Source organism: Frankia sp. RB5, from assembly GCF_059816245.1.
Genome location: NZ_JCBATA010000018.1, coordinates 45,279 through 62,665 on the forward strand (window position 1 = coordinate 45,279; position 17,387 = coordinate 62,665).

General features: G+C 72.1%; 18 protein-coding genes. 10 read left to right on the forward strand and 8 right to left on the reverse strand.

From position 1 onward, the window contains the following. Positions 1–61: 61 nt before the first annotated feature. From AC6EXY_RS11800 to AC6EXY_RS11810, 3 genes are all read right to left on the reverse strand, one after another. A complete protein-coding gene (locus AC6EXY_RS11800; protein ID WP_101835004.1) occupies positions 62–658 on the reverse strand; it encodes a DUF3501 family protein in 597 nt (198 codons plus the stop codon). Between the two features lie 217 nt (positions 659–875). Further along, complete coding sequence (locus tag AC6EXY_RS11805) at positions 876–1,316, reverse strand: rubrerythrin family protein (protein ID WP_101835002.1); 441 nt, start codon at positions 1,314–1,316, stop codon at positions 876–878. Then, positions 1,303–1,746 (reverse strand): Fur family transcriptional regulator, encoded by a 444-nt coding sequence (locus AC6EXY_RS11810; RefSeq protein ID WP_101835000.1) that lies wholly within the window; start codon positions 1,744–1,746, stop codon positions 1,303–1,305. Before AC6EXY_RS11810 ends, AC6EXY_RS11805 begins: the two co-directional genes overlap by 14 nt. A 185-nt stretch (positions 1,747–1,931) precedes the next feature. On the opposite strand from AC6EXY_RS11810, the gene AC6EXY_RS11815 reads away from it, so the two are divergent. Further along, entirely contained in the window at positions 1,932–2,360 is a 429-nt protein-coding gene (locus tag AC6EXY_RS11815; RefSeq protein ID WP_101834999.1) for a response regulator transcription factor, read from the forward strand. A gap of 5 nt (positions 2,361–2,365) precedes the next feature. Next, a complete protein-coding gene (trpD, locus tag AC6EXY_RS11820; RefSeq protein WP_101834997.1) occupies positions 2,366–3,469 on the forward strand; it encodes an anthranilate phosphoribosyltransferase in 1,104 nt (367 codons plus the stop codon). Positions 3,470–3,676: 207 nt separating this feature from the next. Here trpD and ctaF read toward each other — a convergent pair whose 3' ends face one another. The 3 genes from ctaF to ctaC are packed head-to-tail and all read right to left on the reverse strand — an operon-like array spanning position 3,677 to position 6,651. Further along, positions 3,677–4,078, reverse strand: coding sequence for an aa3-type cytochrome oxidase subunit IV (gene ctaF / locus AC6EXY_RS11825; RefSeq protein WP_101834995.1), 402 nt, complete (start codon positions 4,076–4,078; stop codon positions 3,677–3,679). Between the two features lie 12 nt (positions 4,079–4,090). Beyond that, positions 4,091–5,773, reverse strand: coding sequence for an aa3-type cytochrome oxidase subunit I (ctaD, locus tag AC6EXY_RS11830; protein WP_101834993.1), 1,683 nt, complete (start codon positions 5,771–5,773; stop codon positions 4,091–4,093). Beyond that, positions 5,770–6,651 (reverse strand): aa3-type cytochrome oxidase subunit II, encoded by an 882-nt coding sequence (gene ctaC, locus AC6EXY_RS11835; protein WP_101834991.1) that lies wholly within the window; start codon positions 6,649–6,651, stop codon positions 5,770–5,772. The genes ctaD and ctaC overlap by 4 nt, the downstream gene beginning before the upstream one ends. A 259-nt stretch (positions 6,652–6,910) precedes the next feature. On the opposite strand from ctaC, the gene AC6EXY_RS11840 reads away from it, so the two are divergent. Together AC6EXY_RS11840 and AC6EXY_RS11845 are read left to right on the forward strand one after the other, a co-directional pair. Next, entirely contained in the window at positions 6,911–8,062 is a 1,152-nt protein-coding gene (locus AC6EXY_RS11840) for a cysteine desulfurase family protein (RefSeq protein ID WP_101834989.1), read from the forward strand. After that, positions 8,059–8,301 carry a sulfurtransferase TusA family protein gene (locus AC6EXY_RS11845; protein WP_101834987.1) on the forward strand — a complete coding sequence of 81 codons (243 nt, stop codon included), beginning with the start codon at positions 8,059–8,061 and terminating at the stop codon, positions 8,299–8,301. The genes AC6EXY_RS11840 and AC6EXY_RS11845 overlap by 4 nt, the downstream gene beginning before the upstream one ends. 245 nt (positions 8,302–8,546) lie before the next feature. On the opposite strand, the gene AC6EXY_RS11850 is transcribed toward AC6EXY_RS11845, so the two are convergent. Together AC6EXY_RS11850 and erpA are read right to left on the reverse strand one after the other, a co-directional pair. After that, a complete protein-coding gene (locus AC6EXY_RS11850; protein WP_101834985.1) occupies positions 8,547–9,524 on the reverse strand; it encodes a carbohydrate kinase family protein in 978 nt (325 codons plus the stop codon). Positions 9,525–9,650: 126 nt separating this feature from the next. Beyond that, positions 9,651–10,013: an iron-sulfur cluster insertion protein ErpA gene (gene erpA, locus AC6EXY_RS11855; RefSeq protein ID WP_101834983.1), complete on the reverse strand. Its 363-nt coding sequence runs from the start codon at positions 10,011–10,013 to the stop codon at positions 9,651–9,653. A 324-nt stretch (positions 10,014–10,337) separates the two neighbouring features. Here erpA and nadA point away from each other — a divergent pair, with 324 nt between their 5' ends. The 6 genes from nadA (at position 10,338) to AC6EXY_RS11885 (ending at position 17,301) form a co-directional block, all read left to right on the forward strand. Then, positions 10,338–11,483, forward strand: coding sequence for a quinolinate synthase NadA (gene nadA / locus AC6EXY_RS11860; RefSeq protein ID WP_499817636.1), 1,146 nt, complete (start codon positions 10,338–10,340; stop codon positions 11,481–11,483). Next, a complete protein-coding gene (locus AC6EXY_RS11865; RefSeq protein WP_101834979.1) occupies positions 11,483–12,085 on the forward strand; it encodes a DUF3043 domain-containing protein in 603 nt (200 codons plus the stop codon). The genes nadA and AC6EXY_RS11865 overlap by 1 nt, the downstream gene beginning before the upstream one ends. 154 nt (positions 12,086–12,239) lie before the next feature. Then, positions 12,240–12,581 (forward strand): hypothetical protein, encoded by a 342-nt coding sequence (locus AC6EXY_RS11870; RefSeq protein WP_101834977.1) that lies wholly within the window; start codon positions 12,240–12,242, stop codon positions 12,579–12,581. Positions 12,582–12,761: 180 nt separating this feature from the next. Then, positions 12,762–13,727, forward strand: coding sequence for an aldo/keto reductase family protein (locus AC6EXY_RS11875; protein WP_101834975.1), 966 nt, complete (start codon positions 12,762–12,764; stop codon positions 13,725–13,727). 89 nt (positions 13,728–13,816) lie between these two features. Continuing rightward, positions 13,817–16,561 carry a CaiB/BaiF CoA-transferase family protein gene (locus tag AC6EXY_RS11880; protein WP_499817637.1) on the forward strand — a complete coding sequence of 915 codons (2,745 nt, stop codon included), beginning with the start codon at positions 13,817–13,819 and terminating at the stop codon, positions 16,559–16,561. Beyond that, the gene (locus AC6EXY_RS11885) at positions 16,558–17,301 is read left to right on the forward strand and encodes an enoyl-CoA hydratase/isomerase family protein (protein WP_165818632.1); all 744 of its coding nucleotides are present in this window, start codon (positions 16,558–16,560) and stop codon (positions 17,299–17,301) included. Before AC6EXY_RS11880 ends, AC6EXY_RS11885 begins: the two co-directional genes overlap by 4 nt. The last annotated feature ends 86 nt before the right edge of the window (positions 17,302–17,387 follow it).

Here is a 17,387-nt window from a genome sequence, read left to right on the forward strand (position 1 = left end):
ACCCGGCCACGGCGCCGCCGAACAGCCCAGCCCCAACAAGTTTCCCGTTCGCGGATGTTCGTCAGGCGCGCAGGGCCAGGTCGGCGATCAGCGCCCGGCGGGTCGCGCCCGTCAGCGGCGTGCCGTCGCTGTACTCGGGATGGTCGACGACGAGCTCCGCCGGCACGGCGGGATCGCGGAACGCGTCGCGCAGCTCGTCGTCGAGGACGAAGCGCACCATGTGCACCGAGACGGTCTCGGTGGGCACGTCCGGGTCCTCGTCGAGGCCGGGGATCTCCTGCCCGGCCACCTGCCGGCCACCGATCTCGAGGAACACGCTGTGCTGCAGCCCGGCGAGGCGGCGCAGCTCCTCGCGCACCGTCTCGAGGACCGCGAGCTCGACGAAGACGGTCGCCGTCAGCACATGACTGCCCGGCAGCAGCCGCGAGTACGCCTCGACCTCGTGGGCGACGTCCGCGGAGGCGGTCAGCCGCTCGGTGTAGACCATCTCCTGCACCTGGTAGCGCAGGGTCTGCTCGTTCTCGAACTCGACGACGACGATGTCCCCCACCCGGACGCGGCGCTCGGCGCGCACAGGGAGCATCTCCCGGCGCAGCTCGGGTCGACGCGCCGCGTACGCCTGGTGGTCGGTGGTGATGTCGGCGACGGTGAGCGCCATGATGCGGCCTCCTGTCCGGACGGACGGTGGTCGGTAGGAGTCGGTGGTCGGTAGGAGTCGGCGGGAAGTCGGTGGGAATGGTGCGAGAACGGCGCCGGCGACCGGTCCCGGGCGCGGGAACGCCCGGGAGGCCGGCCGCCGGTGCGGTTCAGCTCAGCTCAGCGCGGTGCGGCGCCACGAGCCCCGTGCCGCGTGGAGCCGAGGTACCAGGCGCCGCTCAGGCGTCGGCGGTCTCCTCGGCGTTGAGCGCGTCGAGGGCCTTCTTGAACCGGCCGGCGTGGGTCTTCTCCGCCCGGGCGAGGGTCGAGAACCAGTCCGCGATCTCCTCGAAGCCCTCCTCGCGGGCGGTCTTCGCGAAGCCGGGGTACATGGCGGTGAACTCGTAGGTCTCGCCGGCCACGGCGCTGGCCAGGTTCTTCGTGGTGGTGCCGAGCGGCTCGCCGGTGGCCGGGTCGCCGACCTCGGCGAGGAAGTCGAGGTGGCCGAACGCGTGGCCGGTCTCGCCCTCCGCGGTGTCGCGGAACAGCGAGGACGCGTCGGTGAGGCCCTCGATGTCGGCCCGGCGGGCGAAGTACAGGTAACGCCGGTTCGCCTGGCTCTCCCCGGCGAACGCCTCCTTGAGGTTCTCGTGGGTCTTGGTGCCGTCAAGCTTCGGCATGGAGCGCTCCTTCGGAGGGGGTTGTCTGACGGTCCGAGCCCTGACAGTCCGGGCACAGTCCCCGGAACTGCAGGTCGTAGCCGGTGATGGCGAAACCCGAGCGGCGCGCGATCTCCGCCATCATCCCGTCGGGGACGGGATGATCGAGGTCGACCGCCCGGCCACAGCCGTCACAGACCGCGTGGTCGTGCCGACGGGTGTTGGCGTCGTACCGCGCCGCCGCGCCGTCACCCAGGGTGAGTTCCAGGGCCCGACCGGTCGACACCAGCAGCGCCAGAGTGCGATACACCGTAGCGCTGCCGATCCCCGGCGACGCGCGGCGCACCCGCTCGTACACCTCCGCGGCCGTCGGGTGGTCGTCCGCGGCCCGCAGGACCTCGAGCACGGCCATCCGCTGGGGGGTCAGTCGAAGATCGGTCTGGTCGGTCATCAGTCACGCCCGTCGGCTTCATTGAGAACGACTCTCAGTATCACTCCTTAGGCCGCCCGAGGGCAACCGGCCCCACCCGGGGGCAACCGGGACGCCACGCGGACCCGCGCCCGACCGGGTAATCTTCGGGACGGATCGCGCCGCCGGCCAGCGGCGGGCGCAACTCGGGAAGGGCCGCGGACGCCATGAAGACCGTCCTCGTCTACGCCGACCGTGCTGACGTGCGCGCGCGTGTCATCTCCGTCCTCGGCCGCCAGCCCGCCGAGGACGTGGGCCCGCTGGCGTTCACCGAGGCCGCGGATGCCACCGAGGCCATCGCCGTCGTCGATCATCACGAGGCGGACCTCTGCATCTTCGACGCCGAGGCCACCCCCAGCGGCGGCATGGGCCTGTGCCGGCAGCTCAAGAACGAGGTCGCCGACTGCCCGCCCACCATCCTGCTCGTCGCCCGCCCGGATGACCGCTGGCTCGCCACCTGGTCGCAGGCGGACGCGGTCGTCACCCACCCGGTCGACCCGGGCCAGCTCACCGAGGCGGTCGTGACCCTGCTGCGGGCCCGTGCCGGCGGGGCGGCCGCGCGCCGGCCGCTCACGGGCGCCCAGCTGGCCGGCTGACGGCGGTGACCGTCGAGGCAGCCGCCCCGGTTCCCGCCTCCGCCAGCACCGTCGCGTCGAGCTGGCCGGAGCTGATCGGGACGCTGCTCGCCGGCGAGTCTCTCTCCCGCGGGCAGACGGCGTGGGCGATGGACCAGATCATGGCCGGCGCCGCGTCGCATGCGCAGATCGCCGGCCTCGCCGTGGGCCTGCGGGCCAAGGGCGAGACGGCCGCCGAGATCGGCGGCCTGATCGAGGCGATGCTCGCCCACGCCGCGCCGCTGCGCGTCCCCGACGAGACGCGCGCCCGCGCGGTGGACACCTGCGGCACGGGCGGCGACCGCTCGAACACGGTCAACATCTCGACGATGGCGGCGCTCGTCGTCGCCGGCGCCGGCGTGCCCGTGATCAAGCACGGCAACCGCGCGGCGTCGTCGTCCTGCGGCTCCGCCGACCTGCTCGCCGAGCTGGGCGTGGTCGTCGACCTGCCGCCGGCCGGGGTGGAGGAGTCGCTGGCGGCGGCCGGCATCGCCTTCTGCTTCGCCCGGATCTTCCACCCGGCGTTCCGGCACGTGGCGGTCCCACGCAGCGATCTCGGCGTGCCCACCGCGTTCAACATCCTCGGCCCGCTGACGAACCCGGCGGGCCCCGGCTCCCAGGCCATCGGTGTCGCCGACCCGCGCCTCGCCCCCGTCGTCGCCCAGGTCCTGGCCGACCGCGGCACCCGGGCGCTGGTCTTCCGCGGCGACGACGGCCTCGACGAGCTCACCCCGGTCACGACGTCCACCGTGTGGGTCGTCGGCGCGGCGGACCAGCCGCGCCGGGAGCGCTTCGACCCGCGCGACGTCGGCATCCACGTACCGGATGTCGCCCTCCTGCGCGGCGCTGACGCCCCGCACAACGCGGCCGTGGCCCGCCGGGTACTCGCCGGTGAGCCCGGCCCGGTCCGCGACGCGGTGCTGCTCGCCGCGGCCGCGGCCCTCGTCGCCGCCGGCGGCCCGACGACGGCCCCGGTCGCCGAGCAGATCGCCGCCGCCCTGCCCGCGGCCGCGGACGCCCTCGACTCCGGCGCCGCCGGCAGGGTTCTCGCCGGCTGGGTGGACGCCAGCCAGGCCGCCGCCAGGAGCTGAGCCGCCGGCCAAGGGGCGGGCACAGCGGGGCCAGGGCGGGCAGCGGACCATGGGCGGCCTCCTGAGCCAGCAGGCCGCGACAACCCGGGCGCGACAAGACCTCAGGCAACGCGACAGACCTCAGGCAACGCGACAGGGGCCGGGCAGCGCCACCGTGAGGTGGGCTGCCCGGCCCCTGTCGGTCGTGCCGCGCTCGGCGCCGCGGGCTCAGTCCTCGGGAATCGGCGGGTGCCAGAAGTTCTCGAACACCAGGCAGGTCACGAACGTGACGACCAGCGCCCCGCCCAGGACGACCAGCCAGATGCCGAAGACGAACCCCATCGCCGCGGTCACCGCGCTCGCGCCGATGAAGAACGGGTAGTAGCTGCCCGGGGTGAAGTGCCCGAGCTCGCCCGCACCGTCGGCGATCTCGGCGTCGGGCAGGTCCTGCGGTCGCATGCCGATCCGGCGGCCGGTGAAGATGAGGTAGCCGCCCACCAGCAGGCCGAGCCCGGTGGTGAGGGTGAGCGCCGCGGTGCCGGTCGGGTCCTTCGCCCAGAACCAGTAGACCAGCGCCACGACCCCGGCAAAGATGCCGAAGAAGCTGAAGATGATGCCTTCCACCTTCATACGATCGCCGCCCTAACCGATCTCGGGTGTCGCATGGTAGTCGACCCGGCCGACGGTGGCCGGGAAGTGCAGGTCGAACGCCGGCCGCTCGGAGCGGATCCGGGGCAGCGACCGGAAGTTGTGCCGGGGCGGCGGGCAGGAGGTCGCCCATTCCAGCGAGTTGCCGTAGCCCCAGGGGTCGTCGACGACCGCCAGCTGACCCTTCCGGTACGAGTGCCACAAGTTGTAGATGAACGGCAGCGTCGAGATCGCCAGCAGGAACGAGCCGGCGGTCGAGAACGTGTTCAGCGTGGTGAACCCGTCCGTCGGGCTGTAGTCGGCGTAGCGCCGCGGCATGCCCTTCAGGCCCAGCCAGTGCTGCACCAGGAAGGTGGCGTGGAAGCCGAGGAAGACCGTCCAGAAGTGGATCTTTCCGAGGCGGTCGTTCATCATCCGGCCGGTCACCTTCGGGAACCAGAAGTAGGTCCCGGCGTAGGCCGCGAACACGACGGTTCCGAAGATCACGTAGTGGAAGTGCGCGACGACGAAGTAGCTGTCGCTGACGTGGAAGTCGATGGGCGGGCTGGCCAGCAGCACGCCGGTGAGACCACCAAAGAGGAACGTCACCAGGAAGCCGATGGAGAACAGCATCGGCGTCTCGAAGGTGAGCTGCCCGCGCCACATCGTGCCGATCCAGTTGAAGAACTTGATGCCGGTGGGCACCGCGATGAGGAACGACAGGAACGCGAAGAAGGGCAGCAGTACCGCGCCGGTGACGAACATGTGGTGCGCCCACACGGCGACCGACAGGGCGCCGATGCCGATGGTGGCGTAGACGAGGCCCTTGTAGCCGAACAGCGGCTTGCGGGAGAACACCGGCAGGATCTCACTCACGATGCCGAAGAACGGCAGCGCCAGGATGTAGACCTCGGGGTGCCCGAAGAACCAGAACAGATGCTGCCACAGCAGTGCGCCGCCGTTGCCCGCGTCGAACACGTGCGCGCCGAAGCGGCGGTCGGCCTCCAGCGCCAGCAGCGCCGCGGCGAGCACCGGGAACGCGATCAGCACGAGGATCGACGTGACCAGGAAGTTCCAGCAGAAGATCGGCAGCCGGAACATCGTCATGCCGGGGGCGCGCATGCACAGGATCGTGGTGATCATGTTGACGGCACCGAGGATGGTGCCGAGACCCGACACGGCCAGACCCATGATCCACAGGTCGGAGCCGGCGCCCGGTGAGTACACCTCGTTGTTCAGCGGGGCGTAGGCGAACCAGCCGAACGACGCGGCTCCGTTCGGCGTCAGGAAGCCGGCCACCACGGTGAGGCTGCCGAACAGGAAGAACCAGTACGACAGCGCGTTCAGCCGCGGGAAGGCGACGTCCGGAGCGCCGATCTGCAGCGGGATCAGGAAGTTCGCGTACGCGAACGCGATCGGCGTCGCGAACATGAGCAGCATCAGCGTGCCGTGCATGGTGAACAGCTGGTTGAACTGCTCGTTGGAGAAGTACTGCAGCCCCGGCCGGGCGAGCTCGGACCGCATCATGATCGCCATGATGCCGGCGAACAGGAAGAACGCGAACGAGGTCACGAAGTACATGACCGCGAGGTCCTTGTGGGACGTCGTGCGCAGGTACCCGAGCAGGTTCGTCCGCTTGGGTAGATGAGGCTGCTCGGGCTCGGCGTGGCCGACACCCGGTTCGTGCACGAGGGTCACTGTCCGCTCCCGGTGGCTGCGGTGCTCGCGGACGCCGCGACCGAGGTGGACGCGACGGGGGCGTTGAGCCGGTCCGCGATGAACTTGTTGTACTCGTCCTGCGGCACGACCTTCACGTAGAAGTTCATCCGGTCGTGGTCGGTTCCGCAGAGCTCGGCACACCGACCGATGAACGTTCCGGTCTTGGTGACGGTGAGCTCGAACTGGTTGATCCGCCCAGGGATGACGTCCCGCTTGAACAGGAACTCGGGCACCCAGAAGGAGTGGATGACGTCCGGCGACGTCTCCACGAACCGGATCGAGCGGCCCTGCGGGAGCACCAGCACCGCGGGCTCACCGGGCCGGCCGGTGACCTCGATCTGGTTCGGCCCCGTCTGGCCGGTGCCGGGGTCGATGTACTTGAACTGCCAGTTCCACCGGAAGCCGATGACGTCGACCGTCACATCCGGATGGGCCGACAGCTTTGTGACCTCGGACTCGTCGCGCGCCGTGTAGAAGAACATCGACGCCACCACGACCACCGGTACGACCGTGTACAGAATTTCGACCGGCAGGTTGTAGCGCACCTGACGCGGCAGCACGTCACTGCGGCGGCGGAAGGCCACCACCGCGTAGAGGATCATGCCCCACACGATTACGCCGACGACAAGGGCGGCGATCGCCGAGCCCTGCCACAGATTCAGCAGGCGCGGCGAATGATTCGTCACACCATCGGGGTAGCCGAAGTTCGGCCTGTCGCAGGCGGTCGCCGCGAGCCCCACGAGCGCGAGCGGACCGACCAGTCGCAGGCGCCGCCCGCGCGAGCCGGCCCGGCCGGCTCCAGCGCCAGCGGACACATCCGCGACCGACGGCCGGGTCCGACCGAAGGATCTCCTCACCAGGTCCTGCCTCCCACGACTAGCGGCTCGCGCCGCACGGCGAACCCCGTCCACCGGTGCCCGCGAAACCCCTTCAAACGCCATGTCACCCCGGTAGATCCCGCCGGACGACAGGCTGTCTTCGACACGCTGTAGATGGTGCGGCAGCAGCGTATCTCAGCGGCTCGGCAGCTTCTCGCCTCAGGCCCCATCAAGGGGCTGTGACGAAGACCCCCGCCGGGCCCCGTCCCGGCCGGTTCTCCGGCGTAGCGTCAGGCCCGTGCCGGCCTATCTCGACCACGCGTCGACCACTCCCCTGCACCCCGTCGCCCGGCAGGCGCTGCTGGTAGCCCTCGATGAGGGCTGGGCCGACCCCGCACGCCTGTACCGCGAGGGCCGCCACGCCCGCAGGCTCCTCGACGCCGCCCGGGAGACGGTCGCCGGGGTGCTCGGCGCCCGGCCAGATGAGATCAGCTTCACGGCCAGCGGCGCCACCGCCGCCACCCTGGCCCTGCTCGGCACCGCCGCCGCTCGCCGCCGCGCCGGCGACGCCGTCATGGTGAGCGCGGTCGAGCACTCCAGCGTGCTGCACGCGGCCCGCCATCACGAACAGGCCGGCGGCCGCGTCGTCGAGGTCGGTGTCGACCGCCTCGGCCGGGTCGACCCGGCGGCGTTCACCCCGGTTCCCGGCACGGCCGTGGCCAGCCTCCAACACGCCAACCACGAGGTCGGCACCCTGCAGCCGGTGGCCGAGGTCGCTGAGCGGCTGCACAACGCCGGGGTACCCCTGCACACCGACGCCGCCGTCACCGTCGGCCACATCCCGGTGGACCTGGGCGCGCTCGGCGCGGACCTGCTGACCGCCAGCGCGCACAAGTACGGCGGCCCGGCCGGCGTCGGCATCCTCGTGGTGCGCACCGGCACCCGCTGGCGCGATCCCCGCCCCGGTGCCGGGCCCGACGCGGCCGCCGGCGGCTTCCCGGACGTCCCGTCGGTCGTCGCCGCCGCGGCCGCGCTCGCCGCCCGCGCCACGGAGATCGCCGAGGAGGCCCCGCGGCTGGCCGGCCACGTCGCCGAGCTGCGCCGCCGGCTACCGTCCCTGATCGACGACGTGGAGCTGCTCGGCGACCCGGCCGTGGCGCCGACGGTGGGGCACATCAGCGCCTTCTCCTGCCTGTACGTGGAGGGCGAGGCGCTGCTGGATGGGCTGGACCGGGCCGGGATCGCGGTCAGCTCGGGCTCCAGCTGCACCTCGGACGTGCTGACCCCGAGCCACGTGCTGGTCGCGATGGGCGCGCTGACCCACGGCAACCTGCGGGTGTCCTTCGGCCGGGACTCCACCCAGGCCGACCTCGACGCCCTGCTCGACGTCCTGCCGGGCGTCGTCCGCTCGGTCCGGGCCAGCCTCGGCGCCCCCCACCTCGGCGCATGAGCGAGCCCCGGCGCGACGGCGTCATCGACGCGCGCGGCCGCCGCTGCCCGCTGCCGATCATCGACCTGGCGCGCGCGTTCGGCGCCGTCCCCGTCGGCGCCACCATCGCTCTGTGGGCGGACGACCCTGCCGCCGGCCCGGACGTGGCTGCCTGGTGCCGGCTGCGGGATCAGGAGCTCGTCTCCACCCGCACGCTCCCCGACGGCGGCGAGGAGTTCGTCATCCGCCGCCGGAGCTAGCACCACGCCGCCTCGGCCCTCTGGACGAAGCTCGCGCCAACGGTTGCGAAGATCACAACCCGGGCCCGGGTTCGGCCGCTCCCCATAAGCCGCAAATCGGGCTGACCTCCCGCGGGTGGGAAGCGTGTACGGGAGACAGCGCCACCGTGTCGCGAATTCGCGCCGGCCCGTCCGTTCTGCCCGGATTATGCGACACGGGCTGCCGCGAACGGGCGCCGCGAAGATCGCAACCCGAGACACACAACCTAGGCGGGCAGGTGGGCGGCGATCTCGGTGGCGGCGTCCGCGCCGTAGGCCTCGGTGATCCGCTTGACCACCTCGGACGTCTCGGCGGAGTACTCCTGGGTGCCCACGGTCTCCAGCACCAGGGTGGCGAGCAGGCAGCCGACCTGGGCGGACCGCTCCAGCGACAGGTCCCACGACAGCCCGGCGAAGAAGCCGGCGCGGAACGCGTCGCCGACGCCGGTCGGGTCCGGGGTGGCCCGGGCGGGAACCACGGGGACGCGGATCGGGTCGCTCTCCGGCGCCTCGATCACGACGCCGTCCTTGCCATGGGTGGTGACCCGCACGCCGACCCTGGCGAGGATGTCCTCGTCCGTCCAGCCCGTCTTACTGGCGAGCAGGGCCTTCTCGTACTCGTTGCAGAACAGGTAGGCGGCGCCGGCGACGAGCTCGCGGATCTGCGGGCCGTCCATCCGGGCGAGCTGCTGGGAGGGGTCAGCGGCGAACGGGTACCCGCGCTCGCGGCACTCCTGGCTGTGGCGCACCATCGCGGCCGGGTCGTTCGGGCTGACGATCACCATGTCGAGCCCGCCGAACCGCTCGGCGATGGGGAGCAGCTCGATGCCGGCGGCCTCACTCATCGCGCCCGGGTAGAAGGAGGCGATCTGGTTGAGGTCCTCGTCGGTGGTGCAGACGAACCGGGCGGTGTGAGCGATCTCACTGACGTGCACCGAGGTGGCGTCGACCCCGTGCCGCTCCAGCCAGGAGCGGTAGTCGGCGAAGTCCTCGCCGACCGCGCCGACGAGGATCGGGCGCAGGCCGAGCCGGCCCAGGCCGAAGGCGATGTTGGCCGCCACTCCGCCGCGCCGGATCACAAGCTCGTCGACGAGGAAGGACAGCGACACGCTCTGCAGCTGGTCGGCGAGCAACTGCTCGGCGAACCGGCCCGGAAAGCGCATGAGGTGGTCGGTGGCAATGGAACCCGTCACGGCGATACGCACGATGGTGGAGCCTACCCGCCCCCTCGGGGCACCCACCCACGTCCTCGGTGGACCCACCCACACCCGGAAAACACGGAACCCGCCGCGGCCGGAGAGGATCCGGGCGCGGCGGGTTCCGTCAGGCGATCAGTGGAACGAGTCGCCGCAGGCGCAGGAACCCTGCGCGTTCGGGTTGTCGATCGTGAAGCCCTGCTTCTCGATCGTGTCGACGAAGTCGATCGTCGCGCCGCCGAGGTACGGCAGGCTCATCCGGTCAACGGCGACCTTGACGCCGGTGAAGTCCAGGACGGTGTCGCCGTCGAGCGAGCGCTCGTCGAAGAACAGCTGGTAGCGCATGCCCGAGCAGCCACCGGGCTGCACCGCGATGCGCAGCTTGAGGTCATCCCGACCCTCCTGCTCCAGCAGGTTCTTCACCTTGCCGGCGGCGGTGTCGGTGAGGATGACGCTCGAGGGCTGCGCCACGGTCTCCGTCGTGTCCTGAACGGTCATGGGGACTACTCCTGCCCTAACTGTGACAAGCCTGGCGAGAGGCTCTCGTGGTTCCGGTCGGGTACTGCGCTCTATGGGCTCTACGTGCCCAGCTTCAGTGTCGAAGCTTCTGGTCGGCCCAACACCAGCGGACGGGATCCGCTTCCCATCGTAGCGAGGCTCCTGGCAGGCGACCACGTCGCTGTCCGGACCAGGGCGAGACGCCGGTCACCTCGCCTCGCACGTCAGCACGCATACGATGGCCAATCGGAGTTAGAGTCTCATCGACCATTCGTGGACGGAGGCGGCCAGGCCCGATACGGCCGGTCGACCGGAGGAGTCGCCATGACCATCAACCTGCTGCTGCTCGGCCGCGGGTCGGACCCGGCCAGCGAACGCGGCGTCGACTGCCCCGGCGAGCTGCCGCCCGCGGCGGATCCCGACCTCGCGGCCCGCGCCGCCGCCGCCAAGGCAGCCCTCGGCGACCGGGTGTTCGTCCTCGGTCACCACTACCAGCGCGACGAGGTCATCGCCTTCGCGGACGTCACCGGCGACTCGTTCAAGCTCGCCCAGCAGGCCGCCGCCCGCCCGCAGGCCGAGGCGATCGTCTTCTGCGGCGTCCACTTCATGGCGGAGAGCGCCGACATCCTCACCGGGCCGCACCAGCGGGTCGTCCTCCCCGACCTGGCCGCCGGCTGCTCGATGGCCGACATGGCCACCGCCGAGCAGGTCGAGCAGGCCTTCGACGACCTGCTCGACGCCGGCGCCGCCGCGGGCACCGTCCCGGTCAGCTACATGAACTCCTCGGCGGCCATCAAGGCGTTCACCGGCCGTCACGACGGCACGATCTGCACGTCGTCGAACGCGAAGCGCGCCCTGGACTGGGCGTTCGGCGAGCGCGGCGGCGAGCGGGTGCTGTTCCTGCCCGACCAGCATCTCGGCCGCAACACGGCCATCGGCGAGCTGGGGATGACCGAGGACGACTGCGTGGTCTACGATCCGCGCCGCCCCGGCGGCGGGCTGACCCCCCGGCAGCTGCGCGAGGCGAAGATGATCCTCTGGCGCGGCCACTGCTCGGTGCACGGCCGGTTCACTCGCGCCAGCGTCGACGAGGTGCGCGCCCGCGTCCCCGGCGTGACCGTCCTCGTGCACCCGGAGTGCCAGCGCGAGGTCGTCCTCGGGGCGGATCTGGTCGGCTCGACGGAGTACATCATCTCCGTCGTCGACGCGGCCCCGCCCGGCTCGGCGTTCGCCATCGGCACCGAACTCAACCTGGTCCGCCGCCTCGCGACCCGCCACCCCGACAAGACCATCGTCTTCCTGGACCGTACGGTGTGTTTCTGCTCCACCATGAACCGGATCGACATGCCACACCTCGTGTGGGCACTGGAGTCCCTCGCCCGCGGCGAGATCGTCAACCAGATCACCGTCGATCCGGATGTGGCCACCTATGCCCGGAAGGCACTCGATCAGATGTTGGCACTGCCCTGATGGCCCTGCTCCCACGGCGCGGGGGCGCCGCTCCGGAACCCGACACCGAGCAGGTCGACGAGGTCGAGACGGAATTCGCCGACGATCCTCGGCGCACCGCGGGCAAGGGCCGTCCCACGCCCAAGCGGTCCGACGCCCGCGCCGCCCGCACCACCGCCGCGACCCGCGCGCCCGCGAACAAGCAGGAGGCACGCTCCGCCCGGCGCAAGCAGAGCCAGGAGTACCGGGCGGCGATGATGTCCGGGGACGTCAGCCGGCTGCCGCCGCGCGAGCGCGCCCCGGAGCGGGTCCTCGCCCGCGACTTCGTCGACACCCGGATCAACGTCGGCCCGTTCTTCCTCATCGCCGCGGTGATCTACTTCATCGGCGGGCTGGTGCCCAACGGCGTCATCCGGCTCGCCGCCACGGTGCTGATGCTGTTCGGGATCCTCGCCGTCGTGGTCGACTCGATCGTGCTGTCCATGCAGGTCAGCCGGCGGGTGGCCGCGAACTACCCGGATTCCCGCGTCCGCGTGCGCGCCTATGCCGCCCAACGCGCGCTCCTGCCGCGGCGCTGGCGCCTGCCGCGTCCCCGGGTCTCCCGCGCCGACCCCAGGCCGTAGCCGACCCCAGGCCGTAGCCGTTGGTCCACCGTGAGCGCGGCCAGAGCCCGACCCGCGGCCACGCCCGACCGTCCCCGACCGGGGACGGTGAGCATCCCCCTCCGCCTCGTGGTGAGCTTCGCCAGAGTCGATGCCCACGAGGAGGAGACAAGCCATGCACCACGATCCGGCGCTTCTCGTGAGACTTGTCCGCGACCTGGTCCAGGACCCGAAAAGCATCCTCGGGGAGAATGTGGTCTGGGTCGCCGGCCGCGTCCTCGGTGCCGACAGTGTGGTGTTGCTATACCGAGAGGGATCCGACGGTCCTGTCATCGGCAAGCACTACGTACTGCCCGAGCTTGCTTCGATGTTCAGCCCGAACGTGACCACGGAGGAGCTCGCACGGATCATCTTTGTCGACGAGATCACCGATCCGAGCGGACCTGGCCGACATCTCGATGTCGACTGGGCGGACGGTCTGGTTTCAGACCCGTCAGCCGTCACCTGGTGGACCTGAACGGCTCATCCTGAGACCTCTTGTGGTGCCGGGAAGCGGAGGGAGCGGGGCCGTCGGCCGTCGAGCCCGGTCCCGGCTCCACGCCGGCGCAATGCCACCGCAGCACAGGCCGGCGGGACCATGGCCGGCGGGCGGCCAGGCAAGTGGTGGCCGCCAGGTCGCCGGCCATAGGTTTGGCATGTGAAGCATCGGCGCCTGGGGCGCAGTGGACTGGCGGTCAGCGAGATCTCCTACGGAAACTGGATCACGCACGGTGACCAGATCGAGGCGGAGGCCGCGACGGCCTGTGTGCGGGCCGCCCTCGACGAGGGCATCACCACCTTCGACACGGCGGACGTGTACGCGGGCACCCGCGCCGAGAGCGTGCTCGGCGACGCGCTCGCCGGCGTCCGACGCGAGTCGTACGAGCTGTTCACCAAGGTGTTCTGGCCAACCGGGCCCGGCGAGAACGACAAGGGCCTCGGCCGCAAGCACATCATCGAGTCCGCGCACGCCTCGCTGCGCCGGCTGCGCACCGACCACCTGGACCTCTACCAGGCGCACCGGTACGACCCGTCGGTTCCGCTGGAGGAGACCCTGCGGGCGTTCGACGACCTGGTGCGCGCCGGCAAGGTGCTCTACGTCGGCGTGTCCGAGTGGACGGCCGAGCAGATCACCGACGCGGTGCGGATCGCCGGCGATCTCGGATTCGATCGGATCATCTCCAACCAGCCGCAGTACTCGATGCTGTGGCGCACGATCGAGGCCGAGGTCGTCCCCGCCTGCGAGCAGGCCGGGATCTCGCAGATCGTCTGGTCGCCCATCGCGCAGGGCGTGCTGACCGGCAAGTACCAGCCAGGACAGCCGCCGCCGCAGGGCAGCCGCGCGACCGGCGGCGCCGGCGCGGGCTTCATCTCCCGGCTGATGCGCGACGAGGTGCTCACCGCCGTCCAGGAGCTGCGGCCGATCGCCGCCGACGCCGGGCTGTCGATGGCGCAGCTCGCCGTCGCCTGGGTGCTGCAGAACCCCAACGTCTCCTCGGCGATCATCGGCGCGTCCCGGCCGGAGCAGGTCCGGGAGAACGTCGCCGCGTCCGGGGTGACGCTGGACCCGGCCGTCCTCAAGCGGATCGACGACGTGCTGGCCGGAGTCGTGACCACCGGCTGAAACTCGCCTCCACGCGGGTGACCAGGGTAGAAACGGGCAAGGCGTGACCACGCCCACATTCCACCCTCCGCGATCGAACGAGGTGACCGGTGAGCACAAGTCCTGGGCCGCTGCGCGGCGTGCGCGTCCTGGAGGTGACGCAGGGCCGGGCCGGGCGGGTGGCCGGGATGCTGCTGGCGGATCTCGGCGCGGACGTCGTGCGCGCCGAGTTATCGCCGCCGGTCAGCGACGACCAGTTGTCCTCCACCCTGCCGTTGGCCGCCGCGGGGGCGGGAGCGGGTGGCACCGATCCCGGCCTGCTGTGCTGGGATCGGGGCAAGCGAGTGGTACGCGTGCCCGCCGGCGCTGCCGGGTCTGATGGCGCTGACGGGCTCGGTGCCTCTGACGGGCTCGGTGCCTCTGACGGGCTCAGTGCCGCTGACGGGCTCGGTGCCTCTGACGGGCTCAGTGCCGCTGACGGGCTCGGTGCCTCTGACGGGCTCGGTGCCGCTGACGGGCTCGGTGCCGCTGACGGGCTCGGTGGGCTTCTCGAGGGCGCCGACGTGCTGCTCGTCGATCACACGCCGGACCGGCTGGCCGCCGCCGGACTGGACGCGGCCACGCTCACCGCGGACCATCCCGCGCTCGTGCACGCGTGGCTGCCGCCCTTCGGCGAGCACGGGCCATGGCGGGAGGTCCCCGAGGATCCGCTGCTGCTCGCCGCGGCCACCGCCGTCGCGGACCGCTACCCGGCGACGGTGGAACGCCCTGTCGCCCCGATCGTGCCGGTGATCACGAACCTGCACGGCGCGCTCGGCGCGGCGGCGGCCATCGCCGGCCTCATCTCCCGGGACCGCCAGGGCGGGCGGGGCCGGGCGGTGGCCGTCAGCGGGCTGCACGCGGCGGCCGCGGAGATGGCCGTGATGACGCCGACGGGCATCGACCAGCAGGTCTTCGCCAGTCAGCGGCTGGCGAGCCTGCCGTTCTGGCGCACCTACCAGGGGTCGGACGGCCGATGGTTCTTCCTGGCCACGCTCGCGCCGGACCAGTTCTTCCGGGCCCTGGAGGCGCTGGACCGGATGGACATCCTGGTCCTGCCCGGCGTCGACGGGGACATCCAGAAGATCTGGGGATACAACGAGGCCAGCGCCCTGGTCAACGCCGAGCTGGAGGCCGAGTTCCGGACCAGGCCGGTGGCCGAGTGGCTCGACCTGCTGACCAGCGTCGACGCGCCGGCCGCGCCGATCGGGACTCGCGACGAGTGGGCCGCCAGCGACATCGTCGCCGCCAACGGCGGCATCGTGTACCGCGAACACCCGGAGCTGGGCCGGGTCCGGCTGCCCGGCCCACCGTTCATCCTGGCCGGGACGCCGGCGGCCGTCGGCGAGTTTCCCGAGGTGGCGGACCTGCCCGCCGATGGCGCGGTGTGGTCCGGCGCACGGGTCGACGTCCCGGTGCAGCCCGCGCCCGTAGGCGCCGAGGCCGCCGTCGCTGGCACCGCCACGGGTGACACCGGCGCCGTCGACACCGCCGCGGGCGACGCGGCTGGGGACGAGGACGCGGACCAGCTGCCGTTGCACGGGATCAGGATGGTGGACGCGTCGTCCTACCTGGCCGGGCCGTTCGTCGGGGCGCTGCTCGCCGACTGGGGGGCCGACGTCGTGCGGGTCGAGTCGACCACCGGCGACTCGTTCCGGATGTTCCCGATGTCCGTGCTCGTCGCCAACCAGCACAAGCGGACGATCTCCCTCGACATCACCCGGCCGCAGGGGCGTGACGTGCTGGTCGGCCTGCTGAGCGGTGCGGACCTGTTCCTGGAGAACCTGCGGCCCGGGCGGCTGGAGCGCATCGGCCTCGCACCCGGCGACCTCGCCCGCGACTTCCCCGGCCTGGTCCACACCTCGGTGTCCGCGTACGGCCACGCCGGGCAGTACGCGGACGCGCCCGGCTTCGACCCGGTCTTCCAGGCCCGCAGCGGCCTCGCCGAGGGTCAGGGCGGCGCCGACGACCCGACCCCCACCCCCGTCCCGATCGTCGACATCGGCACCGGCGCGCTGGGGGCGCTGGGCACGCTGGCCGCCCTGTTCGCGCGGCTGCGCGGCGGCGCGGGCCAGCGGGTGTTCGTGTCGCTGGCCGGCACCGCCGGGTTCCTCCAGTCCGCCGAACTCACCGACTTCGCCGGACGACCGCCGCAGGTCCGCGGCACGGTCAACCATCTCGGCCCGGACGCGGCACACCGCTACCACCGCTGCGCGGACGGCTGGCTGGCCGTCGCCGCGGACGGCGCGGCGCGGCGCGGGCGGCTGTGCGCGGCCCTCGGGGTGGCCACCGAGGACGAGCTGGGCGCGGCCCTGGCGGCGCTGCCGACCGAGCGGGCCGCCCGGCTGCTCGCCGAGCACGGCGTGCCGGCGCTGCCCGCCCTCTCCTTCCACGGCGTGCTCGACGATCCCCACCTGCGCGCCAACGCCTTCACCCACATCGTCCCCGACCCGCGGTACGGCCGGATCCGGATCTCCCGCTCCTACGCCGACTGGCGGACCGGGCGCGGACGCCAGCCCGGCCGGGCGCTGCTGATCGGCCTGGACAGCCGCGCCATCCTCGCCGAGCTCGGTTTCGACGCCGACGAGCTGTTCGCGGCAGGCGTGTCGACCGACGCGCAGCTGGGCGACGTCCTGCCCGGCGTCACCGTCGGCGAGGCCGCCTACGACGAGCCCGGCCCCGACGAACCCGGTTCCGGGGGCGCCGGTCCCGAGGACGCCGATCCCGGGAGCCCCCGCGCGGAAGCCACCGCCGGCGAGGCCGCCTCCGGGGAACCTGCGTCCGGGGAGGCCGCGCGGGAGGAGGCCGCACTGTGAGCGAGTCCGGGGTCGTCCTCGTGCACGACGACGGGGGCATCCGGCGGATCACGCTGAACCGTCCGGATCGGCTCAACGCCTTCACGGTCGACTCCTACCGTGCGCTCGGAGCGGCGGTGGCGGCGGCCGACGCGGACGACTCAGTCTCGGTGGTGCTGCTCACCGGGGCCGGGCGGGCCTTCTGCGCCGGCGCGGACCTCGTCGAGATCCCCCGCAGCGACCAGACGCTCGTCGCCGAGACGTTCCGCACGATGCTGCTGGCCGTCGTCGGCCTGTCCAAGCCGCTGGTCGCCAGGGTGCACGGCCCGGCGGTCGGGGTGGGGATGACGCTGCTGCTGCACTGCGACCTGGTCGTCGTCGCCGAGTCGGCGCGGCTGCGGGCGCCGTTCGCGGAGATCGGCACCGCGCCGGAGACGATGAGCTCGGTGCTGCTGCCCCGCGCGGTCGGGCCGCAGCGCGCCGCCGAGCTGTTGTTCACCTCCCGGTGGATCAGCAGCGCGGAGGCGGTCGAGTACGGGCTGGCGCTGCGCCGCTGCGCCGACGACGAACTGGACGGCGTCGTCGGCGAGCTCGCCAGGACCATCGCCGCGTTCCCGCCGGCGGTGCTGGCCAGCACGAAGCGCCTGCTGCGCGCCGGCCAGGCCGAGCTTGCCAGCCCCGACGCGGCGGCCGCGGTGATCGACCGGGAGACCGCCGAGGGCGCCGAGCTCGGTCGCCTGTTCGGCTTCCCGCGCCGCTAGACGACGTCTCTGGTTGTGATCTTCGTGTGGGTTGTCCCGACGGGTCGTGACAGCGTTCTGGCAGTGTCACGGCGACCCGTGTCGCG